Source organism: Nakamurella deserti (assembly GCF_003260015.1).
GTDB lineage: Bacteria > Actinomycetota > Actinomycetes > Mycobacteriales > Nakamurellaceae > Nakamurella > Nakamurella deserti.
Window position 1 is genome coordinate 1,641,028 of sequence record NZ_QCXS01000002.1, and the last position, 22,809, is coordinate 1,663,836.

23 protein-coding genes and 1 other RNA gene are annotated in these 22,809 nt (G+C 72.8%); 5 read left to right on the forward strand and 19 right to left on the reverse strand.

Annotated features, from left to right (window positions below; translation table 11 throughout):
* Positions 1 to 192 precede the first annotated feature (192 nt).
* Positions 193 to 1,023 (forward strand): ATP-grasp domain-containing protein, encoded by an 831-nt coding sequence (locus DB033_RS07475; RefSeq protein ID WP_111766130.1) that lies wholly within the window; start codon positions 193 to 195, stop codon positions 1,021 to 1,023.
* Positions 1,020 to 2,027: a glycerate kinase family protein gene (locus DB033_RS07480; protein WP_111766131.1), complete on the forward strand. Its 1,008-nt coding sequence runs from the start codon at positions 1,020 to 1,022 to the stop codon at positions 2,025 to 2,027. The genes DB033_RS07475 and DB033_RS07480 overlap by 4 nt, the downstream gene beginning before the upstream one ends.
* Here DB033_RS07480 and DB033_RS07485 read toward each other — a convergent pair whose 3' ends face one another.
* From DB033_RS07485 to DB033_RS07530, 9 genes are all read right to left on the reverse strand, one after another.
* Positions 2,028 to 2,828: an ECF transporter S component family protein gene (locus DB033_RS07485; protein ID WP_111766132.1), complete on the reverse strand. Its 801-nt coding sequence runs from the start codon at positions 2,826 to 2,828 to the stop codon at positions 2,028 to 2,030.
* Positions 2,825 to 4,405, reverse strand: a complete 1,581-nt coding sequence (locus tag DB033_RS07490; RefSeq protein ID WP_420814051.1) for an ABC transporter ATP-binding protein — start codon at positions 4,403 to 4,405, stop codon at positions 2,825 to 2,827. Before DB033_RS07490 ends, DB033_RS07485 begins: the two co-directional genes overlap by 4 nt.
* Positions 4,402 to 5,466 (reverse strand): energy-coupling factor transporter transmembrane component T, encoded by a 1,065-nt coding sequence (locus DB033_RS07495; protein ID WP_111766134.1) that lies wholly within the window; start codon positions 5,464 to 5,466, stop codon positions 4,402 to 4,404. Before DB033_RS07495 ends, DB033_RS07490 begins: the two co-directional genes overlap by 4 nt.
* Before the next feature lie 6 nt (positions 5,467 to 5,472).
* Positions 5,473 to 6,597, reverse strand: coding sequence for a ribosomal eL19 family protein (locus DB033_RS21090; protein WP_157970564.1), 1,125 nt, complete (start codon positions 6,595 to 6,597; stop codon positions 5,473 to 5,475).
* Complete coding sequence (locus DB033_RS07510; protein WP_111766136.1) at positions 6,597 to 8,429, reverse strand: prenyltransferase/squalene oxidase repeat-containing protein; 1,833 nt, start codon at positions 8,427 to 8,429, stop codon at positions 6,597 to 6,599. Before DB033_RS07510 ends, DB033_RS21090 begins: the two co-directional genes overlap by 1 nt.
* Positions 8,430 to 9,017: 588 nt before the next feature.
* Positions 9,018 to 9,390: a transfer-messenger RNA gene (gene ssrA, locus DB033_RS07515) on the reverse strand.
* Positions 9,391 to 10,122: 732 nt separating this feature from the next.
* Complete coding sequence (locus DB033_RS07520) at positions 10,123 to 11,007, reverse strand: oxidoreductase (protein ID WP_111766137.1); 885 nt, start codon at positions 11,005 to 11,007, stop codon at positions 10,123 to 10,125.
* An 82-nt stretch (positions 11,008 to 11,089) separates the two neighbouring features.
* Positions 11,090 to 11,569, reverse strand: coding sequence for a DUF3817 domain-containing protein (locus DB033_RS07525; protein ID WP_111766138.1), 480 nt, complete (start codon positions 11,567 to 11,569; stop codon positions 11,090 to 11,092).
* Between the two features lie 62 nt (positions 11,570 to 11,631).
* Complete coding sequence (locus DB033_RS07530; protein WP_205843706.1) at positions 11,632 to 12,870, reverse strand: MFS transporter; 1,239 nt, start codon at positions 12,868 to 12,870, stop codon at positions 11,632 to 11,634.
* Between the two features lie 166 nt (positions 12,871 to 13,036).
* Between DB033_RS07530 and DB033_RS07535 the strand changes: the two genes are divergently transcribed.
* The gene (locus DB033_RS07535) at positions 13,037 to 13,315 is read left to right on the forward strand and encodes a hypothetical protein (RefSeq protein WP_157970565.1); all 279 of its coding nucleotides are present in this window, start codon (positions 13,037 to 13,039) and stop codon (positions 13,313 to 13,315) included.
* Positions 13,316 to 13,388: 73 nt separating this feature from the next.
* Complete coding sequence (locus DB033_RS07540; protein WP_111766141.1) at positions 13,389 to 13,964, forward strand: mismatch-specific DNA-glycosylase; 576 nt, start codon at positions 13,389 to 13,391, stop codon at positions 13,962 to 13,964.
* Here DB033_RS07540 and DB033_RS07545 read toward each other — a convergent pair.
* The 10 genes from DB033_RS07545 to DB033_RS07590 all read right to left on the reverse strand — a co-directional run bounded on the left by DB033_RS07545 (position 13,945) and on the right by DB033_RS07590 (position 21,424).
* A complete protein-coding gene (locus tag DB033_RS07545) occupies positions 13,945 to 14,109 on the reverse strand; it encodes a hypothetical protein (protein ID WP_157970566.1) in 165 nt (54 codons plus the stop codon). The two genes, DB033_RS07540 and DB033_RS07545, sit on opposite strands and share 20 nt — an antisense overlap.
* An 80-nt stretch (positions 14,110 to 14,189) precedes the next feature.
* Positions 14,190 to 14,666, reverse strand: a complete 477-nt coding sequence (smpB, locus tag DB033_RS07550) for an SsrA-binding protein SmpB (protein ID WP_111766143.1) — start codon at positions 14,664 to 14,666, stop codon at positions 14,190 to 14,192.
* An 88-nt stretch (positions 14,667 to 14,754) separates the two neighbouring features.
* Positions 14,755 to 15,633, reverse strand: a complete 879-nt coding sequence (locus DB033_RS07555; protein WP_111766144.1) for a hypothetical protein — start codon at positions 15,631 to 15,633, stop codon at positions 14,755 to 14,757.
* A 35-nt stretch (positions 15,634 to 15,668) separates the two neighbouring features.
* Positions 15,669 to 16,163 (reverse strand): metallophosphoesterase family protein, encoded by a 495-nt coding sequence (locus DB033_RS07560; protein ID WP_111767317.1) that lies wholly within the window; start codon positions 16,161 to 16,163, stop codon positions 15,669 to 15,671.
* Between the two features lie 4 nt (positions 16,164 to 16,167).
* The gene (gene ftsX / locus DB033_RS07565; protein ID WP_111766145.1) at positions 16,168 to 17,070 is read right to left on the reverse strand and encodes a permease-like cell division protein FtsX; all 903 of its coding nucleotides are present in this window, start codon (positions 17,068 to 17,070) and stop codon (positions 16,168 to 16,170) included.
* Between the two features lie 84 nt (positions 17,071 to 17,154).
* Complete coding sequence (ftsE, locus tag DB033_RS07570) at positions 17,155 to 17,835, reverse strand: cell division ATP-binding protein FtsE (protein WP_205843857.1); 681 nt, start codon at positions 17,833 to 17,835, stop codon at positions 17,155 to 17,157.
* A gap of 146 nt (positions 17,836 to 17,981) precedes the next feature.
* Positions 17,982 to 19,460: a glycosyltransferase family 39 protein gene (locus tag DB033_RS07575; protein WP_111766147.1), complete on the reverse strand. Its 1,479-nt coding sequence runs from the start codon at positions 19,458 to 19,460 to the stop codon at positions 17,982 to 17,984.
* 2 nt (positions 19,461 to 19,462) lie between these two features.
* On the reverse strand, positions 19,463 to 20,275 hold the full coding sequence (locus DB033_RS07580) for an inositol monophosphatase family protein (RefSeq protein WP_111766148.1): 813 nt from the start codon (positions 20,273 to 20,275) through the stop codon (positions 19,463 to 19,465).
* A 22-nt stretch (positions 20,276 to 20,297) separates the two neighbouring features.
* Positions 20,298 to 20,885, reverse strand: a complete 588-nt coding sequence (locus DB033_RS07585; RefSeq protein ID WP_111766149.1) for a hypothetical protein — start codon at positions 20,883 to 20,885, stop codon at positions 20,298 to 20,300.
* Positions 20,882 to 21,424: an RNA polymerase sigma factor gene (locus DB033_RS07590; protein ID WP_205843707.1), complete on the reverse strand. Its 543-nt coding sequence runs from the start codon at positions 21,422 to 21,424 to the stop codon at positions 20,882 to 20,884. The genes DB033_RS07585 and DB033_RS07590 overlap by 4 nt, the downstream gene beginning before the upstream one ends.
* Positions 21,425 to 21,554: 130 nt before the next feature.
* On the opposite strand from DB033_RS07590, the gene DB033_RS07595 reads away from it, so the two are divergent.
* Entirely contained in the window at positions 21,555 to 22,808 is a 1,254-nt protein-coding gene (locus tag DB033_RS07595) for a TadA family conjugal transfer-associated ATPase (RefSeq protein ID WP_111766151.1), read from the forward strand.
* Position 22,809: the final 1 nt, after the last annotated feature.

Consider the following 22,809-nt stretch of genomic DNA (forward strand, 5'->3'; position numbering starts at 1 on the left):
CCTGAGCGAGAAGGTGACCGGCGAGCCGGCCGAACCGCCGGCGGCGACGCCGCGGAAGGCGGGCAAGCAGAAGGCCCGGACCGACCGCGACCGGGAACGGGACCGCGCCCAGCGTGACCGCGAGCGGGAACGGGAGCGGGAACGCCGCCGGGAACGCGACCGCGCCGCCACCGCAGCCGGGCCGGCCGACTCGTGACCCCCCGCATCACGCTGCTCACCGGCGCCGACATGCCCGTCCCCGACGACGAGACCGTGCACCTGGTCGCGGCTCTGGACCGCGCCGGGGTGCAGGCCCGGATCGCCGTCTGGTCCGACGAGGAGGCGATCACCGACCCCGGTGATCTCGTCGTCGTCCGCACCACCTGGGACTACACGTTCATGCCCGACCGGTTCCTCGCGACACTGCCGCGCTGGGGGGCGACGCTGCAGAACCCGTTCCCGGTCATCGAGCGGAACGTCCGCAAGCGGTACCTGCTCGCCCTCGCCGACGCCGGAGTGCCGGTGGTGCCCACCCGGCTGCTCACCGCCGGCGAGACCCTCGGCGCGGCAACGGGTCGCATCGTGCTCAAGCCCGAGATCGCTGCCGGCGCGGACGGGATCGGACTCTTCGACGCCGACGATCCCGCGGCGGCAGCGCATCTGCAGGACCTCCATCGGCGCGGTGACGTGCTGCTGCAGCCGTACCTGGAATCGGTGCAGGACGGCGAGCGGTCGCTGGTGTACCTGGGCGGGGAGTACTCGCACGCGGTCCGCAAGGTGCCGGCGGACGGCGACTTCCGGGTGCAGCTCGAGCACGGCGGCACCACGATCCCGTACGTCCCCACACCCGCGGAGCGGCGGCTCGCCGAGGCGGCCCTGGCCGAGGTCGGGCACGACCTGCTGTACGCCCGGGTCGATCTCGTGGCCACGCCGGACGGTCCGCTGCTGATGGAGCTGGAACTGATCGAGCCCGACCTGTTCCTCGGTCACGCCGACGGCGCCTTCGACCGTTTCGCCGCGGTTCTCGCCGCGGCCGCACGGTGACGCGGGTCCTGGCCGCCCCGGACAAGTTCCGGGGTACGGCGACCGCACCCGAAGCGGCGGCCGCGATCGCGGCCGGGGTCGGGGACGCGGGCGGCAGCTGTGTGCGGCACCCGTTGGCCGACGGCGGCGAGGGCACCGTCGACGCCTTCGGCGGCGCCAACCGGTGGTCGGAGGTCGCCGGCCCGGCCGGCCGGCCGGTGCGGGCCGGCTGGCGGCTCACCGACGAGGGCGACGCCGTCCTGGAGATGGCGGCGGCCTCGGGCCTGGTGGCGGCGGGCGGCGCCGACCGCAACGACCCGTGGGATGCCACCACCGCCGGCACCGGCGAGCTGATCCTGGCGGCGACCGCGGCGGGTGCACGGCGCATCATCGTCGGTCTCGGTGGCTCCGCGACCACCGACGGCGGCTGGGATGCCCTGGAGGTGCTGCGGCAGCACCCCCGCTGGCAGGACCCGGCGAGCCGCCCCGAGCTCGTCGTGTGCTGCGACGTCACCACCGCCTTCGTCGACGCGGCCGCGGTCTTCGGTCCACAGAAGGGCGCCGACCCCGACACCGTGTCCCGCCTGGCCGACCGGCTGCGAGCCCTGCAGGACCGCTACCGGGACGAGTTCGGCGTCGACGTCTCGGCGTTGCCCGGCGCCGGCGCGGCGGGCGGCCTGGCCGGCGGGCTCGCCGTCCTGGGCGCCCGGCTGGCCCCCGGTTTCGACCTCGTCGCCGACGTCACCGGCTTCGACACCGCCCTCAGCGAGGCCGATCTGGTGATCACCGGCGAGGGTCATCTGGACGCGGGGTCCTACGACGGCAAGGTCGTCGGTGGGGTGCTGCACCGGGCCCGCGGCCGCGGCGTGCCGGTGGTGGCGGTGGTCGGGCGGCAGACCCGCTCCGATCGGGACGACGAGGACCTGACGGTTCTGGAGCTGGTGTCCTTCGTCGGCGCCGACGCCGCGATCGGGGACACCACGGCGTCGATCCGCCGGGTGGTCGCGGAGTACCTGGCCGGCTGATCAGCGGCTCGGGGCGTCGAACCGGGCGCGCCTCGCGGCCCGGCGCAACACGGTCAGCACCGCCGGTCCCAGCACGGAGATCGCGACGACGTTCGTCAGGGCGCGGCCGGTGTCCCACCCGGCCGTGGAGGTGATGAGGGTGTAGACCACGAAGCGGTGCAGGTTCTCCCCCGGCGACGCCCCCGGAAGGTAGGCCAGACCCGGGGTGTCGAAGCCGGCGCTGACCGCGAACGGCCACGACGAGAGGTTCATCAGCAGGCCGAACGCGTACGCCGCCAGCACGCCGTACAGGGCCAGCATCACGATCTCGGCGACGCCGCGGACCCGTCGCGGCAGCAGCCCGGCGCCCATCCCGACCCACGCCGCCGCCAGCATCTGGAACGGCAGCCACGGCCCCACCCCGGCGGTCAGCAGGGCCGAGGCGAACAGCGAGGTGATGCCGAGCATGAACCCGAACCCGGGTCCGAAGACCCGGCCGGACAGGATGAGCAGGAAGAACACCAGCTCGATGCCGGCGGTGCCGGCACCCAGCGGCCGCAGGGCGGCGTTCACCGCGGACAGCACACCCAGCATCGCCAGCGTGGTGGCGCTGAGCCCCCCGTCGGACAACTGGGCCACCACCAGCAGCACCAGCACCGGCAGCAGCGCCACCACGACGAACGGCGCCTGGGCGTCCTGCACGGCGGTCGGCGCGTTCCCGATCAGCAGCGGCCAGCCGAACAGCAACAACCCGGCGACGGTGGCCGCGGTCAGCACCACCGCCGAGCGCACCCCCAGCGGCCAGGCACGGATCCCGCTCATGACAACGCCTTTCTGACCTGCTCGACGGTCAGCCACGGTTCCGGGTGCAGGACCCGGGCCACCTGCGGCGCGAACGCCGGGGAGGCGGCGATGACGTCCGCGGTGGGTCCGTCGGCGACGATCTCACCGGCCGCCAGCACCATCACGCGGTCGGCGTAGCGGGCCACGAACTCGACGTCGTGGGTGGCGACCAGCAGGGTGGTGCCGGCGTCGGCGAGTTCGGCCAGGACGTCGACCAGCGCCGCCTTGGCGCGGTAGTCCAGCCCGCGGGTCGGCTCGTCGAGGAGCACCAGGGCCGGCGCGGCGGTGAGCTGGACGGCCAGCGCCAACGCCAGCCGCTGACCCTCCGAGAGGTCGCGCGGGTGGGTGCTGTCGGCGATCCCCGGGGCGAGCCGGTCCAGCAGGGTGCGACAGGTCCCGTCGGGGACCTGCTGTTGACGCTCGGCGGTCCGGCACTCGGCGCCGACGCTGTCCAGGTAGAGCAGGTCGGCGGCCGTCTGCGGCACCAGTACCACCTGGGCGTCCCGGTCGACCGGGACGCCCCGTACCGTCACCCGTCCCGCCGTGCGGCGGCCGACACCGGTGAGGGACCAGAGCAGGCTGGATTTCCCGGACCCGTTGCGCCCCATCAGGGCCACCCGCTCCCCCGTCCGCAACGTCAGCGTCAGGTCGTGGACGGCGGTGCGCTCCCCGTAGCGGACGGTGAGACCGGCCGCGGTCAGCAGGGTCGCGCCGACGGACGCGGTGCGCTGCGGCGGACGGCGACCGGCCAGCCGGTCCCGCAGCGGCGTCGCGCGGCGCCGGGCGTCCCGGATGGACAGGGGAAGCGGCGACCAGCCGGTCAACCGGCCGAGTTCGACCAGCGGTGGCGCCACCGGAGCGTCGACCATCAGACGGGCCGGGTCACCCGCCGCGATCGTGCCGTCCCCGGCCACCAGCACCAGCCGGTCGGCGTACTGCAGCACCCGCTCCAGCCGGTGTTCGGCCATCACGACGGTGACCCCGAGGTCGTGGACGAGGCGCACCACCGCCGCGACGACCTCCTCGGCGCTGGTCGGGTCCAGCGCGCTGGTCGGCTCGTCCAGCACGAGCACCCGGGGGCCGGCGGCGAGCACCGCGGCGATGGCCACCCGCTGCTGCTGGCCGCCGGAGAGCGTCCGGAGCGCACGGTCGCGCAGATCGGCGATACCGAGCAGGTCCAGCGTCTCCTCGACGCGGGTGCGCATCGTCGACGGCGGCAGCCCGAGCTGCTCCATGCCGTAGGCGAGCTCCTCCTCGACCACGTCGGTCACGAAGCCCGCGAGCGGGTCCTGCCCGACGACCCCGACGCTGGCGGCGAAGTCGCGTGGCGGGTGGTCGGCGGTGCGCAGGCCGGCCACGGTGACCGTCCCGGTGAGGACGCCGCCGGAGAAGTGCGGCACCAGGCCGTTGAGCAGCCCGAGCAGCGACGACTTGCCGGAGCCGGTCGGGCCCGCGACGACGACCAGCTCCCCCTCGGGGATGTCGAGGTCGACCCGGTGCAGGACCGCGGGGCCGTCGTCGGTGTACCGCAGGGTGACGTCGTCCAGCCGGATCACCATCGGAACGCCCCCGCCGGCAACGCCGGGATCACTGCGACCAGCAGTCCGAGCGCGGCCGTCACCGGCAGGGCCGGCCACATCAGCGGGTTCGCGCTCGGGTACAGCTGCGCGGGGGATGCGGCGAACACCGCGGCGGCGGCCACCGCGCCAGTGCCGGCCACCAGCCACTCCCGTCCGCGCCACGGGTCGGGACGGTACCGGGAACGGTGCACCCGGGCGCCGGCCAGCCGGAACCCCAGCGCGCCGACGACGACCCCCGCGATCGCCACCGGGGTGCCCAGCCACCAGGGGCTCTGGGCGTCGAGCAACCCGTAGGCCCCGATCGCCACGCCGCCGACGCCGGCCAGCAGGCAGGCCGACGTGAGCCGGCGGCGCTCCGATCCGGCCGGTGACCGGCCGTAGCCCCGGGAATCCATCGACGCGGCGAGCAGCAGCGACCGGTCGAGCGCGTCGGTGAGCACCGGGACGACCACCGTCCGCAGCCGGTGACGCCGGGTCCGTGGACCGCGCCGCAACGCCTGGGCGCGGCGGACCCGGCCGACCGCCTCGACCAGCTGCGGGAACACCGACACGCTCACCACCAGCACGGTGCCCACCTCGTACAACGCCGACGGCATCGCGGCCAGCAGCCGTTTCGGATTGGCCAGCGCGGCGGCCGCGCCGACACAGACGATCATCGTGGCCAACCGCAGTCCGTCGTAGAAGCCGGCGAGCAGTGCCTCCGCCGACACCTCGCCGAGCAGGCTGACGCCGGCCGCGGCCTCGGGCAGTGCGATCTCCGGGAGGGTGAACAGCACGGTGGGTCCGGCGCCGGCCGTGAGCATCCGGAAGGTGACGCGCAGCACGACCACGAGCGCGGCGACCGCCAGGTACCAGCGGAACCCGACCGCCCACGGGGCGGCGGTGCGGCGGGCGGCGACCACCAGTCCGGCGATCGCGATGATGAGGCCCAGCAGCAACGGGTTGGTGGTGTGGCTGGCCGCGGCGGCCAGCGTCAGCGACCACAGCCACCAGGCGCCCGGATGGGTCGCCCGGCGTCGTGTCCAACTGTCCGCCATCGAGGGTCAGTCGTCGTCGCGGGTGGCCCGGCGCCGGTGGATCAGCACGGTGCCGACGACGAGCACGGCGATGAGCACGGCGCCGGCGAGCGCGACCAGCGCGGCGTCACCGGAGTCGTCGGGGGTGAGATCCGCAGCATCAGCGGCGTTGTCGAGGGTGGTGGCTCCGGCGTTCGGCGTCCCCGTGGCCGTTCCGGTGGACGACGGATCCGTGGCGGCCGACGTCGACGACGCTGATCCTTCACCGGGAGGCGAGGTCCCGGCGACCGGCGGGGTGGACGACTCCGTGGGTGGGGTGGCGGCGGGGTCGACCGCCGTGGTGCCGGGCGCCGGGTCCACCGTGCCCGGCGCCGGGTCGGCGGTGCCCGGCTCCGGGTCGGCGCTGTCGGGGGGCGGGGTGCGCGAGGTGGTGGCCGGTGACGTCGTGCTCCGTGACGGAGTCGTCGGGGCGGGGGCCGGAGCAGGTGCGGGCGCGGGGGCCGGGGCAGGTGCCGGAGCGGGGGCCGGAGCAGGTGCCGGTGCGGGGGCGGGGGCGGGTTCCGGATCGGGCTGTGGTGCGGGCGCCTGGACCTCGGGTGGCACCTCGACGGCCGCGGCGGCGACCGGGGCGTAGCCGGGCGGCGAACCGCTACCCCGCCCGAAGACCCACCCTTCGAAGCCGCCGGGCTGCACCCGGCTGGAGGTGAGTCCGTTGCTGCTGTAGGTCCAGTTCCCGTCGCCGCTGGACTGCCAGTACGCCCAGGAGGCGTCGGCGGGCGGGGTGTCGACGCAGGACTCGGTGTAGTCCGCGTCCTTGGTGGTGCCGACGCTCTCGGCGATGGTCGGACGGCCGTTGAGCCGGCAGAGGAACCCCGGCTGGGTCGTCGGTGGCGACCACGAGAAGCCCGCGGCTTCCAGGGCCCTGCTCCCCCGGGATGCCGAAGTCAGTCCAGTGGCGCAGCCGACCTGGATGCCGCCGCCGAGGCGGCCGTAGTCGACGACGACGGTGACACCGTCGGCACTGGTGCAGCCGCTCCCGCGAGCGGCGGTGGCCGTGCCCGGCGCGAACGTCCCGAGCAGCACGCAGAGGACCCCGACGAGGGCGGCGACCCGGCCGGGTCGCCGCCCGGTGGCTGCGGTGCGGATCGGCATCAGTGCCGGCGGGGTGCCCGGGTCCGGCGGCCCGCGACGACGAGGCCGGCGCCGGCGACGAGCAGGAGTGCGGCGATCCCGAGCTCGGTACCGGTCCGGTCGGTGACGCCGGTGGACGCCAGCGCCGGAGCGGTGGTCTTGACCGGGGTGCGGGTAGTCGACGGGGTCGTGCTCGTGGTCACCGGAGCCGCCGCGGAGGCGGTCGTCGGCTGCGCGGAGGTGGTCGGGGCCACGGGCTCGGTGGTCGGGGCCACGGGCTCGGTGGTCGGAACCACGGGCTCGCTCGTCGGGTCGGTGGGCTCGGTGACCGGGGCCTCACAGGTGGCGGCGGCGGGCAGCGCGTCCTCGGCGCCGGCGGCGGTCAGGTCGGCCAGTGCGGGAGTGCCCAGGCCGAGCACGGCCTGCACGGAGGCGTACTGCCACTCGCCCAGGTTGCCCTCGTCGAGGCCGAACTCGGCGGCGTCGGCCAGGCCGGCCGGGGTCCAGGCGATGGCGCCGACCTCGGCCGGGGTCAGCGCGGTGTCGACGAGGGTGTCGCAGGTGACCTGCAGCCCGCCGATGAAGCCCGCGGCGGCGGTGGCGGCGTCGGCAGCCCCCACGGCGGCGAAGGCGTTGCCGCCCAGACCGGTCGAGTTCGTGTTGCCACCGAGATCACCGGCGGTGCCCTGCTGCGCGCTCAGCCAGGCGGTGGCCGTCGCGACGGTCGCGTCGTCGCCGGTCAGGCCGCCGGCCAGCAGGCCCTCGACGGCCAGGGCGGTGTAGTCGGGGTCGGCGGAGGTGCACGGATCGGCGTCGTAACCGAAACCGCCCGCGTTCGCCCCCTCGGCGCACTGCTGGGCGGCCAGCCAGCTCAGCGCGGTGGCCGGAGCACCCGCTTCGGTGCGACTCAGCGCGATGAGCGCGTAGGCGTGCCGGAACGGGTCGTCGGCGGTGCCGAACGAGCCGTCGGCGTTGAGGGTGGAGCGGAGTTCGCCGAGGAGGTCGCGGGTGCCGCCGGCACCGTCCGGGAAGGCCGCGGTGTCCACGCCGGCGATCTGCAGGGCCAGCGCGAACTTGGCGATCTGCGCGAACTTCGCGGGCGCCTCGGCTGCTGTCCCGACGTAGGCCGACCCGGACGCGAGCAGCGCGGCGGCGGAGCGGTCGATGGTGTCGCCACCGACACCGGCCGCGGCCAGCGCGTAGACCGCGTCCACGGTCAATCCGGGCGAGCCGTTGATCAGGCCGTCGCCGGCCTCCAATTGACGGCCGATCCAGCCGGCGACCGCGGTGGCGCTGCCCTGGGCGGGGCCGTAGGCGGGCACCTCGACCGGGGTGTTGTCGCGAGCCGGCAGCGCGGTCAGGTCGAGGCGGGGCGGCGCGCTGGTCGTGCCATCACTGAGGCTGTAACCGATCGTGCTACCCACACCCACCGGTCCGCCGCTCAGCCCGACCTGGGCGAACGCCCACTCGTCGGTCGGCGCTCCAGCCGGCTGACCCTCTGCGTTGGACAGCCACGACGACCAGTAGGGCCCGGGGAACGCGAAACAGTCGTCGGCATTGGCTGCGACCCCGTCGATGGCGCACAGGTAGGGTCCGCTGAAGTCCTGCGTGGTGACCTCGAAGCCGGCCGCCTCCATCGCATCTCCGAGGGACTCCTGCGGACCCGCCGCGCAGCCGACGACGAGCTCGTCCTCGGCGGGCGCGAAGTCCACGACGACGGTGACGCCCTCGTTGACGCCGCAGGCGGTGCCGGTGACGGTCGGTGCGGCGGAGGCGGACTGCACCAGCATCAGCGAGCTCAGTCCGGCGGTGGCGGTGACGAGGGTGACGGCAGCGAGCCGGCGGATCGACATACGGGCCTTTCGGGCGCGGGCGGAGCGCCGGCAGGCTCGAAGTAGGGCGTCCGACGGAGCGCAGCATGCATCGCACCGGGACGACGGGACCCGAGCTCCGCCCTGCAATCCGCGACAGGGATGGAGCGTCACTCACATCCGGGAAGGCGATCCGACTCACGGCCCTGGGGCCGACCACGGTTGCGCGACAGTGCCGGAATCCGACCGGCTTCCCCTGCCCGGGGTGGAACAACGCCGCTGAGCGTATCCCACGCTCACAGCCGATTCCGACCCTGCCCACATCCGCCCCCCACGAGCGTGCCGTGCCCGAGTTGGTACCGGCGCGTCGGTCGTCGTGGACCGGGATCGGGACCGTCCTGGTTCGGCGGTCCGCGTATCCAGGCCGTCAGCGTGCCCACCGCGCTGCGCGGTGTCTCGCCGCACCCGGTGGCGACGCGCCGGGGATGCCGCGAACGTCGCCGTGCAGCGGCGTGGCTCCTCCACCCGCCGCGGTGAGGGCGGCACCGTGGTCCGGTCGCCGGTAGCCCGGCGGCCGACCGAGCCCGGGAAACACAACAGCCCCGGACCGGGGTCCGGGGCTGCTCTGCGCTGTGGAGGTGGCGGGAATCGAACCCGCGTCCAACGTTGCTTTCTGAGGGCTTCTACGTGCGTAGTCCACTAAGCCTCTACTCGACCCCATCGATCACGTGAACATGCCGATGTGACGGGCCCAGTCACTGTTTGATGTCCCATTCACCCGCGTGACCCGGCTGAACGGTGATCCCCCTAGTCGACGCCAGGATCCGGGCTGGGGGCAGGCCCGGTCTGACGGAGTCGCTACTCGCTCAGGCGGCGAGGGCGAACTCGCGCTGACTGTTGTCGGCGCTTGATTTTTTTGCGACGGGTGGTTAACGAGCTCATCGTCGCCTTCCTCGGCACGCTTCACCTCAGTCGACATCCGCTGTCGAAACCAATCACCCCCTGGGGGATGCCTGACCTCTTCAAGCCTTGCCATCCTACGTGGTGGACAACGGTGAAGGCCAGCCGGTTGTTCCCGGTGCTGCCGTCTCGCCCCGTGGCGGGCGTTTCCGGGTCGGCCGTCGCCGGCTACCCGAGCGCTCCGACGCTGGTCGGTCGCTGGGCCTGGCCCCCTCCGCGACAGGATCGACGTCTTCGCGACAGCTTCACGGAGGTGCAACCGTCGCGAAGCTGACGAACCCGTCTCGAAGCCGACCGAGAGCCTCCGGCACACAGCCTGGGCGGCCCTCCGGGTCAGCCCCAGCCTGCACCCGACCACTCGCGACACCCTCACCCACTTCGCGACAGGTCCACACATCCGCGACCGTCGCATCGCCGACGGACACGTCGCGAAGTGAACCGGGCAGCACCATTCCAGTCCGACCGTTGTCGGTGGGCCTCCCGGGGCGGCTGTCGCGCCCGCACTCGACCACTTCGCGACACCCTCACCCACTTCGCGACAGGTCCACACGTCCGCAACCGTCGCGAAGCCGACGGACACGTCGTGAAGTAACCGGGCGGGATCCGCCCGCGCCGCTCAGTCCACGGGCAGGCTGCGGGCCGGTGGAGCCGGCACCGTGACCGCTCCCAGCCCGTTGCAACCGTCGCGGAAAGAAGGCAGCGGCCGCGGAGCGACGTCGGGACAACGCCGGCCGTCCACCCATCCCGGGCACTCCGGGTCGGACGAAGCGCCCCGTCACGCCGCGGACAGCACCTCGACGCCGGTCAGGCGCGCGGACAGGTCGAACAGCTGGCGGGCCATCTCGTCGTCCCGGGCCGCCCGGCTCCGGCTCTCCAGCTGGGGTCCGTTCCTGCCCGGCCCGACGAAGCTGTCGCCGGGCAGGTCCTGCGTCGCGGCGTACAGGGTCGGGAGCGCGCCGTCCGCGGCCGAGGTCGCGACCAGGCTCGTCAGCGTGTTCAGTGGTCGGCCCAGGAAGCCGTCGAAATGCGAGGTCAGACCGGTGGCGGCGAAGCCCGGGTGTGCGGCGACCGCCCGGACCGGGCTGCCGGCCAGCTCGAGCCGTCGCTGCAGCTCGCTGGTGAACAGCAGGTTCGCGAGCTTCGACTGCCCGTAGGCCCCCCAGCGGTGGTAGCGCCGGCGTTCGGCGTTGAGATCGGTGAGGTGGATCCGCCCCATCCGGTGCGCCTGGGACGAGACGGTGACGACCCGGTCCGTGATGTGGGGCAACAGCAGTGCGGTGAGCGCGAAGTGCCCGAGGTGGTTGGTGCCGATCTGCATCTCGAAGCCGTCGGCGGTCTCCCCCTCGGGCACCGCCATGATCCCGGCGTTGTTGATCAACACGTCCAGTGGACCCGACCAGTCGGCGGCGAAGGCGCGGACCGAGGCGAGATCGGCGAGGTCCAGCCACCGGACCTCGAGATCACCGGTCATGGCTTCGGCGACCCGCTCGCCCTTGGCGATGTCGCGGACGGCGAGCACCACGCGGGCGCCGGCGCGGGTGAGCTCGGCGGCGTTGCGCTCCCCCAGCCCGCTGGAGGCTCCGGTGACGACGACGGTCGTGCCCTCCATCCGGTGGAGGTCGTGCGCGGACCAGGCGGGCCTGGGTGTGGCGGCGGTCATCGTCGTCCTGCTCTCGTTGTCGTCCCGGGGCGGATGCGCCCACGGGACCGACGAACGGTAGCGCCGATTCGTGCCCGCAGGTTCAGGCGCGGCTGCCCGGCGGCCCGACGACCAGCAACGCGGCGAAGATCAGCGCCACGGCGACGAGACCGATGAGGGCCATCCGACCGGGGTGGGCGAGCAGGGTCCGCAGCATCCGGTCGGCGGCGCCGGCGTCGGCGGGGTCGTTCCCGGGGGTCCGGCGCCAGTCGCCGTCGAGGCGTCCGCGCTTCTCGAGCCGGCGGTCCATCGGGATGGTGGCGAACGGCAGGATCGAGGTCGCCAGGGTGACCAGCAACAGCACGGCCGACCACCGCTGGTTGACGCCCACGACGACGGCGACGACCAGGTACAGCAGGAACACGAAGCCGTGGAGCCCGCCGCCGATCGTGACACCGAGGCCGCCGAGGTCGAAGACGTACTTGCCGAGCATTCCCAGGATCAGCAGCGTCCAGGTGACCGCCTCGGCGATCGCGACGGTGCGGAAGAGCCGGCGTGGGGTCCAGGTGTCGGTGGTGTTCATCGTCTCCGAGCCTAGGGCGACGGCCCGGGTGCGACCCTTCGCGGCGACGTGAGGTCGGTCGCTCAGCCGGCGGACTTCGGCAGCGTCTCGGGCGAGCGGAACCACAGCGGAACGGTCGCGAGCACGACCGCGGCACCGACCCCGAGAGCGACGCCGAAGCCGCTCGCGTCGACGAGCAGGCCGGCGACGACGGGACCGACGACCGCGCCGATGTCACCGGTCATCTGGTAGACCGCGAGCACCGAACCACCGGGTCGGCCGCCCATCACGTCGGCGACGACGGCCTGCTGGGCCGGGGTGATCAGGCCGGACCCGATGCCGCCGACGAGACACAGCGCGAGCAGCTCCCAGACCTGGCCGCTGATCCCGATGAGACCCAGGGAGGCCGCCGACACGACGAGCCCCAGGATCATCGGCGTCTTCCGGCCGACCTGATCGACCCAGCGACCGACGAAGGTGAGGACGGCGGCGTTGCCGATGGCGAAGACGGTCAGCGCCCAGCCGGCCATCGCCTCACCGGCGTCCAGGACCTGGACGACGAACAGCGGGATGAGGGCCATCCGGATGCCGAACACCGACCAGCCGACGGCGAAGTTGGACGACAGCGCGGCCTGGAAGGCGGGCAGCCGCAGCGTCTCCCGCAGGTCGACCTGCACGATGTCGGTGTTGCGCACCGGGTTCGGGATGTGCCGGAGCGAGACCTGCACGACCGCAGCGGCGATCACCAGCAGCACGCCGTAGGAGATGAACGGCGCCTTGATCGACCAGCCGGCGAGCAGGCCACCGATCAACGGCCCGGAGATGCCGCCGATGAGGAAGCCCGAGGCGTACATCGCCGAGGCGCGGCCGCGCAACGGCGCCGGCGTCACCCGCACCAGCAGGGCCAGGCCGGAGATGGTGAACATCGCCGACCCGATGCCGCCGGCGCTGCGGGCGATGAGCAGCCCGGAGTACCCCGGCGAGTAGGCGATGGCGATGCTGGAGGCGGCGACGATGAGGAGACCGGCGAGGTACAGCGGCCGCTCGGCGAGCCTGGCCAGCAGCTTCCCGGCGAAGGGCGAGAAGATCAACCGGGCGAAGGCGAAGGCGGAGATGATGACGCTGACCGCGGCGTTGGAGACCCCGAACCCGGAGGCGTAGGCCGGCAGCACCGGCGCGATCAGTCCGTAGCCGACGGCGACCAGGAACGCCGCCGCGACCAGCACGATGACTTCGCGCGGCAGGGTCGGCTTCTCGCCGGACGTCGGTGGCAGCGCCGCGTCCCTCACCGGGTCGGACGGGTCGAGCGGTGGTGGAGGCACTCGTTCGACACTACCCATCGAGCCGTGCACCGACCCGTGTTCACGCCACTGCACGGCCGGGCGGATAGCGACCCACGGCCCGCCCGGTGCACCGATTGGCTCCGGTTGCCGGTGACCGGCTGCAGACCTACGCTTCGCCGATCCCATTCATCCTTTGGAGGCAAAGATGTCACGTCCCCGTTCGATTCTGCTGGTCGGTGGCGCTGCGATCGGTCTGGCAATGGCGGCGAGCCCGGCGGCGCAGGCGGGAGAACCCGTCGGAGGGTGCAATCCGTCGACTGAACTTCGTACGGTCGCGTCGCTCCAGGAGGAGGCCAGCAACGCCGCCGATGCCTTCTTCGTGGCCACCGACAAGAACGGCGACGGCTACCTGTGCAACAAGTACCTGCCCGAGCCGCCAGCCGCCAAGGGGTTGGTTTTCGACAACTCGAAGAAGCTCCGCTGACGGCCGGACGGCATCACGCGCTGACTTCGTGACCGTCATCGGGTGCGAGTCGTACCGGCAGTAGGTTCGCCGGATGGGCTTCACCAAGGCGCAACTGGAAGAGTTCCGGGACACCACCGTCGACGATCTGGTCGGGCCGTCGGTGCGTCTGTTGTTCGTCGGGATCAACCCCGGGCTGTGGACGGCGGCCGTGCAGACGCACTTCGCCCGGCCCGGCAACCGCTTCTACCCGGCGTTGGTCGCAGCCGGGATCCTCGAGCGGCCGGTGGGCTACGTCGACGGCATGACTCCGGACGACCGCGCGTACCTGCTCGACCGGGGCATCGGCATCACCAACCTGGCGCACCGGGCCACCGCGCGGGCGGACGAGCTGACGCCCGAGGAGTTGCGGGCGGGCCGGCTGCAGCTCGAGCAGCTGGTCGCCCGGATCCGGCCGACGGTCGTGGCCATGGCGGGCATCACCGCCTACCGCGCGGCGTTCGGCCGCAACCGGGCCACGCCGGGACGCCAGCCGGAGACGTTGTCCGGGTCGATCCTGTGGGTGGTGCCGAACCCGAGCGGACTCAACGCCCACGACACCGCGGCCAGCCTCGCGGCGGCCTACCGGGAGCCGGCGATCGCCGCCGGGATCATCCGATCCGGTGAGTGACGACGCCGGGAGCGACCGCGGTGGCGGATGTCCCGGCGAAGAGCGGCACGGCGAGCGCCATCTCGACCCGGGTGCCGGAGCCCACCGCGATCGCGGCCACGGCGGTCAGCGGGAACCCGGTCACCGCCGGCGCCCGGGTGGGCACGGCGCCACCACGCCCGCCGCCGCGGCACATCCACGGGTCACGCGGGTCGTCAGGGGCCGTCGGCACCCCGAGGGCGACCGTCAGTCCATGCCCTTGAAGTGCCGGCCGCTGACGCGGGCGAGCTCGCGCTCGGCGTCCCGCTTGGCCAGGCTCTGCCGCTTGTCGTAGGTCTTCTTGCCCTTGGCCAGACCGAGCTCGACCTTGGCCTTGCCGTTGGAGAAGTACAGGCTCAGCGGCACCAGGGCCCAGCCGTCCTCGCGCATGATGCCGGACAGCTTCGCGATCTCCTCGCGGTGCAGCAGGAGCTTGCGGGCCCGCCGCGGCTCGTGGTTGGTCCACGTACCCTGCAGGTACTCGTTGATGTGCACGCCCCGCAGCCACACCTCGTTGTCGGTGAGCGTCGCGTAGCCGTCCACCAGGGACGCGCGACCGTCACGCAACGACTTCACCTCCGTCCCCTTGAGCAGCATCCCTGCTTCGTAGGTGTCGACGATCGTGTAGTCGTGGCGTGCTTTGCGGTTCGACGCGATGAGCTTGCGTCCGGTTTCTCTGGGCATGGCCGTTCCAGAGTAGTCGGCGGTCCAGCGCGCGCCGATCAGTCGTCCGCCGGGCTGAATGTGCCGCGCCCCCCTGCCCGTCGCACCGCTATCCCGCCCACGGCAGCGGCCCGTCCCCGATCTGCCGCAGCGACAGGGTGAGCGACCGGTCGTCGGCGACACGGACGCCGCACAGCGCGGTGGCGCCCTTGGCGTTGTCGGGCAGGGGCATCGGCACGAACCGGGACTGGATGCCCTCGAACCAGACGAACACCGCGGACTCCACGGTCAGTCCCGCGAGGTCGCTGCGCCCGGTGGTGCGTCCGACGATGCCGGCGCACCACGCGTCGATGTCGTCCTGGGCCGGCGGCCGCGCGACGTCGATCTCGAGGGAGGCGAACAGCTCGCCGCGGTGCGGCATCCGGCAGGGCGTGTCGCGGGCGTCGAACGCGGCGAACTCGTCGTCGTAGCAGCGGCCGAGGGTGGGCGGCGGGTCGTCGTCCGCCGCGACCCCGGCCAGTGACCCGGTGAACGGCTCGGCGCCGTACACGATGCAGGCCGCCCACCGCTGGCCCCCCGCGAACTGCCGGACGTCCGGGCCGGTGGCGGTCACGTCGTAGACCAGTACCGCCGACCACGGCTCGGTGGTCGCGTCGCCGGTCAGATAGGTCTGCAGCCCGTCGCTCGCCCAGCAGGTGGCGAGCCCGGACGCCCCCTGCCCGGACGGCACGTCGATGACGTCGAACACCTCGCCCCAGTGGGCCGCACCGCAGTCGCCCGCCACGAACTCGGGCAGCGGCCGCATCCAGCCGGCGGCGTCGAACACCGGGTGGACGGGATCGCGCAGACAGGTTCCGACGGCCGGCGGCGGGCCCGGCGGCTCGGCCGACGCGGTCCCGTTCACGCCGGGACCCGACACCCGCGGCAGCACCGCGACGATCAACGCCACGAACAGCAGCACCACCGCCCCCGCCGCCCTCCGGTCCATGACCGGACCTTACGTGCGTGGCCCGCAGCGTCGGGTCAGCCGATGCGGTGCAGCTCCACCGAGGTGAGCTCGCCGGCGTCGATCTCGGCGGTCAGATAGGTGCGGAAGGGCTCCCGACGGCGGTCGGTGCACGATCCGGGGTTGAGCAGTCGCATCCCGTTCGGTGCCGTCGAGTCCCACGGGATGTGGCTGTGGCCGAAGACCAGCACGTCGGTGTCGGGGAACGCCGCCTGCATCCGCTGCTCGCGACGGTCCTTGGCGCCGGTCTCGTGGACGACCGTGCACCGCACCCCGTCGAGCGTCACGGATGCGACCAGCGGCAACCGCTCCCGCAGCACGCCGTGGTCGTTGTTGCCGTACACACCGACGAGCCGGGCAGCCCGGGTCTCGAGCTGGTCCAGCAGGGCCACGTCCACCCAGTCGCCCGCGTGGACGACGACGTCGGCGGCGTCGACCGCGGCCCACACCTCGGCGGGCAGGTCCTTCGCGCGTGCCGGGACGTGGGTGTCGGAGATCAGCAGCAGGCGCAGCACGTCACGTACGGACGTAGAGCCGCAGCGTCACGTAGGCCGAGATCGCGGCCAGACCGGCGCCGACGACACCGAGGATCGGGGCCACGTAGAAGAACGCGGCCTGGTCGATCGCCGGGATGATGCCGGCCTGGATGGGCGCTTCGAGGGCACTGTCGACGAACCACACCTTCGCCGCGACCAGGCCGGCCACCGCGAGGATCGCACCCACCACGCCGGCCACCACCGCTTCGATGATGAACGGCAACTGCGTCCGCCATCGGGAGGCGCCGACGAGCCGCATGATCTCGGTCTCCGTGCGCCGCGTGTACGCGGCGATCTGGACCATGTTCGAGATCAGCAGGAACGCGGCGATCGCCTGCACGATGGAGATCGCCAGCGTGGCGTTGCGCAACCCGTTGAGCAGCGAGAACAGCCGGTCCAGGAACGCGCTCTGGTCGGACACCGAATCCACCCCGGGACGGCCGGAGTACTCGGTGATGATGGTGCGGTAGTTCTCCGGGTTGTTCAGGGCGACGTGGAACGACGCCGGCAGCGCGTCCGCGGACACGATGTCCAGCAGCTCGGGCTGCGCGGCGAACATCTCGTTGTAGCGCTCGAGGGCCTGCTGCTGCGACTCGTAGCGGGCGGTGGACACCTCGGGGTTGTCGGTCAGGTCCTTCAGGAGCGCCTGGCACAGGTCCTGCTCGCAGTTGGGGTCGGCCTGCGACTGGGCGGTCGTCAGGTAGACGGTGACCTCCACGCGGTTGCCGAAGATCTGCTTCATCTGGTCGGTCATCCGGGCGATGATCAGGCCGCCACCGAGCATCCCGAGCGAGATGGCGGTGGTCAGGATCATCGCGATCGTCATCGTGACGTTGCGTCTGAGCCCAGCCATGACCTCGCTGAACATGATTCCGGCTCGCATGGGGTTCTCCTCGTGCTTTCTACGGCGGGTACGGCGGTGCGTGCGGTGCGCCCGCTGCGGGCGCTCCGGCGGGGTGCGGGGGTGTCAGCGCCCCACGCCGTACACGCCACGGGACTCGTCCCGGACGACCTTGCCGGACTGCAGTTCGATGACCCGCCGACGCATGGCGTCGACGATGTGGTTGTCGTGGGTGGCCATCAGCACCGTGGTGCCGGTGCGGTTGATGCGCTCGAGCAGCAGCATGATGTCGCCACTGGTGTCGGGGTCGAGGTTGCCGGTGGGCTCGTCGGCCAGCAGCAGCAACGGACGGTTGACGAACGCGCGGGCGATGGCCACGCGCTGCTGCTCGCCACCCGACAACTCGTGCGGGAAGCGCTTGGCCTTGCCCTCCAGGCCGACGAGTTCGAGGACCTCGGGGACGACCTTGCGGATGTGCGGACGCGACTTGCCGATGACCTCGAGCGCGAACCCGATGTTGCCCTCGACCGTCTTGTTGGAGAGCAACCGGAAGTCCTGGAAGACGCAGCCGAGGCTGCGCCGGTGGGCCGGGATCTTGGAGCGGCGCATGCGTTGCAGGTCGCTACCGGCCACCTCGATCTCGCCCTTCGAGGGCTGCTCCTCGCGCAGCAGCAGTCGCAGGAAGGTGGACTTACCGGAACCGGACGGGCCTATGAGGAAGACGAATTCGCCCTTCTCCACGTCGACCGTGACGTCGTCCAACGCGGGACGCGTCGAGGTCTTGTACGTCTTGGAGATCTGGGACATGTGGATCACGGGACCTGACTCTACCTCGACCACCTTTGCGGAATCGTTATCCGACGGCCCGCCACGCCCCCGTCTTCAACTCCGTGACCGGCCACAACAGGTGCAATTGTGCCTTTGGGCACCTGGCCCGGCGGATCCCCGGGGGGTCAGCTCCGGTGCCGCATGGCCGGCCAGACGGCGGCCCAGCCGCCGATCGGACCCCGGCAGACGACCACCGGCTGCTCCTGCTCCTCGTTGTCGACGCCGCGCCCGTTGTCGAGTTCGTCGGCGGCGGTACACGTCCGGAACAGCAACCGGGTCGGCTCCGCCCGGCCGACCACGACGGCGGTGGTGGCGGTGTCGGGCGGGGGCGGGCCGTCGGCCAGGGCGTTGTGTCCGCTGTAGGCGGCGGGGAGTCCGTGATGCGGACCGAAGCGCGCGATCGCGCCCGCCTCGCCGTAGTTGGCGGTGACGATCACCGCGGCCGCGCGCTCGTCGACCGGCAGCGCGGCCCAGACGGCGGCGATCTGGTCGACGTAGGTGGGCCAGCCGATGGAATCGCCGGTCACGGCGTTCATCCCGGGCAGCGGGGTGTCGCCGACGAACCGCTCCGGGATGACGGGCAGCGCGATCACGGCGGCCACCGCCCCGTTGACCGCCACCGCGACGACGGCGCCGACCCGCCACCCCTGTCGGCCGGCGAGCCACCGGCTCACCGGAACGCAGCCGACCGCGAACACGACCAGCATCAACGGCGCCGGATAGTAGAACTGCGTGCCGCCGACCCAGGTGGCGACCAGCACCACGACGAGAGCGACCGGCAGCCACCGGGCGGCCCGCAGCGCGGCCGAGCGGTACGGCGCGATCATCCCGGCGACCAGCACCGGCAGCAGCGGTGGACCGAGCAGCAACGGCAGGAACACGGGGATGTTCGACCGCACCCGCCCGGAGTTCCCGGCGGCCAGCGCCGCCCCCATCTGCAGCTGCGGCCAGTCGTGGGTGGCCTGGTAGATCAGGTTCGGGGCGCCGACCGCCAGCGCCAGCAGGATGCCGAGCACCGGCCACCGGGTGGCGAGCACCCTGCGGGGACCGCCGACCAGCAGGCCGACGGCGATGCCGGCCAGCAGCATCGCGATCAGCAGCTTGTTGTACATGCTCAGGCCGGTGACCAGCCCGGCGACCAGCCACCACCCCGGGCGGTCGCGGACCACCGCCCACAGCACGCACAGGCACACGACCGGCCAGATGAGCAGGTCCAGCGACGCGGTCAGCATGGTGTGCCCGAAGACCAGCACGATCGACGTCGACGCGGTGCCGAACGCGGCCAGGCTCTGCGCGGTGCGCCCGCCGCCGAGCTCGCGGGCGGTCGCCGCCGCCGCGATGACGGTCAGGGTCGCGGCGAGAGTCGCCGGGATCCGGATCATCCACGGCTCGTCGACGATCCCGCTGAGCGTCCGCACCACCAGCGGCAGCAGCGGCGGCTGGTCGACGTAGCCCCATGCCGGCGGCAGCATCCGGAAGTACAGCTCGTCCCGGTGGTAGCCGTAGCCGTTGCTCGCGAGGGTCAGCGCGACCGCGACCAGTCCCGCGGCGACGAAGACGGGCAGCCGCGCGGGCGGCGGCCGGACGGGGGTGGCGTCGTCCACCGTCAGGGCGCGAGCGCCGCGGACACCGCGGCGTGCAGCAGGCCGTTGGTGGCCAGTGCGTTGCCGGCGTCGGTGGCCGGCGTGCGGCCGTCGATGCCGGTCATGGTGCCGCCGGCTTCGCTGACGATGGGGACGAGCGCGGCCATGTCCCAGACGTTGAGTTCCGGCTCGGCGGCGATGTCGACGGCGCCTTCGGCGACCAGCATGTACGGATAGAAGTCGCCGTAGCCGCGGAGCCGCCAGGTCGCCCGCGACAGCCCGAGCAGTTGCTCGAGCCGGTCGTGCGCCTCCCATTCGGCGAGGTCGGAGATCGCCAGGCTGGCGTCGGCCGGGTCCGCGACCGCCGACACCCGGCAGCGGCGGGGCGTGCCCTCCCGGAAGGCGGTGAAGGCGCCGCCACCGACGGTGGCCCACCAGCGGCGGGCCAGCGCGGGGGCGGAGACGACTCCGACGACGATGGCGCCGGTGTCGTCGAGCAGCGCGATCAGCGTGGCCCACACGGGGACACCGCGGACGTAGTTCTTCGTCCCGTCGATCGGGTCGACGACCCAGCGGCGACCGGTGGTGTCGGACAGCGCACCGCCGTACTCCTCACCCACGACGACGTCGTCCGGCCGCTCGGCGGTGATCATCGCCCGTAACGCCCGCTCGACGGCGGTGTCGGCGTCCGACACCGGCGTCAGGTCGGGCTTGGAGTCGACCCGCAGGTCGGCGGCCTGGAAGCGGTCCATGCTGATCGCGTCGGCGGCGTCGGCCAGCAGCAACGCGAGGGCCAGATCGTCGGCGTGGACGGGGCGGGGGTCTGCGGCGGACATGACCGCAGACCCTATCGGCCGGTCACCCCCCGAAAGCCCTCCGGTAGAGCTCGCGCAGCTCCGGGCCGGCTTCGCCGCTCCGCCCGCAGGTGGCGACCCGGCCGTCGGTGGCGGCGATCAGGTAAGCGGTGCCCCGGACGTACGGCACGGCGGAGAAGTCGGCGGCGGCGGCGTCCTGCTGCGTGACGGCGACCTCGTCGCCGATCTCACCTCGGAACCGCTCCGAGACGTCGAGGGTCACAGTGGAACCGTCGATGCCGGTCACCGTCCCCTCGAAGGCCAGCGTGTTCGGCGCCAACGCCTCCGCGGTGACCTGGGCGCACATGGCCATCGGGTCGGTCGCGGATTGCGTGAGGCGGGTGACGTCGGGGCCGCCGGTGGTCAACACCATCACCCCGGCGGCCGCCGCGGCGACGCCGATCCCCCCGCCGATCAGCCACGTCGTACGGCGCCGACGCAGCGGCGCCACGGTCGCGGTGGGTTCGATGGCGGTCATGGCGTCCTCCAGGTGTCGGTCCCGCCGGTCGGCGGGCAGCGGCGGCAGAGCGGCGGCCGGGTCGACGGCGCGCAGGCGGGCCCGGAGCGGATCGTCGTCGTAGTCGGTGGTCATCCCCGGCTCCTCTCTGTGTCCTGTCCATGTCCGTCGGGGTGGTCACTCTTTCCGAGCGCGGCCCTGAGCCGTTGTTTCGCCCGGTGCAGGCGGATCGACGCGGCGTTGGGGGTGATGCCGAGGACGGTGCCGATGGCGGCGGGCGCCAGGTCCTCCCAGGCCCACAGACGCAGCACCTCGGCGTCGTCCGCCGACAGTGACGCGAAGGCCCGATCCAGGGTGTCGTCGGCGGAGTCCGGGCCGGGGGTGGCCGTCGCGGGCGGGTCGACCGCCCGGATGCGGCCGATCAGCCTCGCCTGGCGGCGGTCGGAGCGGTCGGCGTTGGCCAGGCAGTTGCGGGCGACGACGTAGGTCCACGGCAGCACGTCGTCCGGGATGTCGTCGAGGCGCCGCCAGCAGACCAGCAGCGTCTCGCTCAGCACGTCCTCGGCGGTGTCGGCGTCGGTACGCCGGTGCAGGTACCGCCGCACCGGCTCGACCACGACCGCCGCGACGGCGTGGAACCGCGCCGCCCGCTCCCCCTCACGCACACCCGTCACGCCCCTCCATGTCCGGTCCTCCCCGGCATCTTTCCCGGCCGGCGGGATCCATCCCCATTCGCCGCGATCCGTCCCGCCGATCCGCCGATGTCGATACCGTTGCGGCAGACGGGTGAACGGCAGGGGCGGCATGGCGACGGCAGTGGCGGCGGCGGAACACATCCAGCTTGAGGTGCGGGAGCTGATCCGGCGACGGGGCATCGATCCGGTCGCCGACCCGCGGTCGGCCCGCGACCTCATCAACGAGGTCATCAACCACTACGAGGAGCGGGTCAGCACCTCGTCGCTGCCACCGATGACCCACCGCGGCCAGGTCACCCGCGAGGTGTTCGACGCCGTCGCCGGATTCGGCCCGCTGCAGCGGTTCCTCGACGACGAGGAGGTCGAGGAGATCTGGGTCAACCAACCCGGGCAGGTCTTCGTCGCCCGCGCCGGACGGTCCGAACTCACCACCACGGTGCTCACCGCCGGCGAGCTGCGTGACCTCGTCGAACGGATGCTCAAACCGTCCGGCCGGCGCCTGGACCTCAGCTCACCGTTCGTCGACGCCCTGCTGCCCGACGGCAGTCGGCTGCACGCAGTCATCCCCGACATCACCCGCACGCACCTGTCGCTGAACATCCGGAAGTTCGTGGTCGCGGCGCACTCGCTCGACGACCTGGTCGGCCGGCGGTCGCTCACCGGGCACGCCGCCCGGTTCCTGGAGGCCGCGGTGGCCAGCGGGCTGAACATCATCGTGGCCGGCGGCACCCAGGCCGGGAAGACGACGCTGCTCAACGCGCTGATCAACTCGATCCCGGCGACGGAACGGGTGATCACCTGCGAGGAGGTGTTCGAGCTGCGGCCGCGGCTGCCCGACGTGGTGGCCATGCAGACCCGCCAGCCCAACCTGGAGGGCACCGGTGAGATCCGGTTGCGGCGGCTGATCAAGGAGGCGCTGCGGATGCGCCCGTCCCGCATCATCGTCGGGGAGGTCCGCCAGGAGGAGTCGCTGGACCTGCTGATCGCACTGAACTCCGGGCTGCCCGGCATGTGCTCGGTGCACGCGAACTCCGCCCGCGAGGCCGTCGTCAAGCTGTGCACGCTGCCGCTGCTGGCCGGCGAGAACGTCACCGCCGCGTTCGTCGTCCCCACCGTCGCGGCGTCCGTGGACCTCATCGTCCAGGTCGGCCTCGACCACCACGGCCACCGCACCGTCCGCGAGATCGTCGCCCTCCCCGGCCGGGTCGAGAACGGCGTCGTGGAGACCGCCGATCTCTTCACCGCCCGCGACGGCACTCTCGTCCGCGCCGACGGCTACCCGCCGCACGCCGAACGCTTCGCCCGGCACGGGTACGACCTCGCCGCGCTGCTCAGCGGCGAGCGGGCGCCAGGGTCGCGCTGAC

Excerpts from the sequence above, each read along its gene's own strand:
- DB033_RS07485 (WP_111766132.1), bottom strand. The coding sequence starts at position 2,828 with ATGAGCGGGATCCGTGCCTGGCCGCTGGGGGTGCGCTCGGCGGTGGTG.
- DB033_RS21090 (WP_157970564.1), bottom strand. The coding sequence starts at position 6,597 with ATGCCGATCCGCACCGCAGCCACCGGGCGGCGACCCGGCCGGGTCGCC.
- ftsE (WP_205843857.1), bottom strand. The coding sequence starts at position 17,835 with ATGTCCCAGATCTCCAAGACGTACAAGACCTCGACGCGTCCCGCGTTG.
- DB033_RS07525 (WP_111766138.1), bottom strand. The coding sequence starts at position 11,569 with ATGAACACCACCGACACCTGGACCCCACGCCGGCTCTTCCGCACCGTC.
- DB033_RS07510 (WP_111766136.1), bottom strand. The coding sequence starts at position 8,429 with ATGTCGATCCGCCGGCTCGCTGCCGTCACCCTCGTCACCGCCACCGCC.
- DB033_RS07585 (WP_111766149.1), bottom strand. The coding sequence starts at position 20,885 with ATGACCACCGACTACGACGACGATCCGCTCCGGGCCCGCCTGCGCGCC.
- DB033_RS07555 (WP_111766144.1), bottom strand. The coding sequence starts at position 15,633 with ATGGACCGGAGGGCGGCGGGGGCGGTGGTGCTGCTGTTCGTGGCGTTG.
- DB033_RS07595 (WP_111766151.1), top strand. The coding sequence starts at position 21,555 with ATGGCGACGGCAGTGGCGGCGGCGGAACACATCCAGCTTGAGGTGCGG.
- smpB (WP_111766143.1), bottom strand. The coding sequence starts at position 14,666 with ATGCCCAGAGAAACCGGACGCAAGCTCATCGCGTCGAACCGCAAAGCA.
- DB033_RS07535 (WP_157970565.1), top strand. The coding sequence starts at position 13,037 with ATGTCACGTCCCCGTTCGATTCTGCTGGTCGGTGGCGCTGCGATCGGT.
- DB033_RS07540 (WP_111766141.1), top strand. The coding sequence starts at position 13,389 with ATGGGCTTCACCAAGGCGCAACTGGAAGAGTTCCGGGACACCACCGTC.
- ftsX (WP_111766145.1), bottom strand. The coding sequence starts at position 17,070 with ATGCGAGCCGGAATCATGTTCAGCGAGGTCATGGCTGGGCTCAGACGC.
- DB033_RS07520 (WP_111766137.1), bottom strand. The coding sequence starts at position 11,007 with ATGACCGCCGCCACACCCAGGCCCGCCTGGTCCGCGCACGACCTCCAC.
- DB033_RS07495 (WP_111766134.1), bottom strand. The coding sequence starts at position 5,466 with ATGGCGGACAGTTGGACACGACGCCGGGCGACCCATCCGGGCGCCTGG.
- DB033_RS07580 (WP_111766148.1), bottom strand. The coding sequence starts at position 20,275 with ATGTCCGCCGCAGACCCCCGCCCCGTCCACGCCGACGATCTGGCCCTC.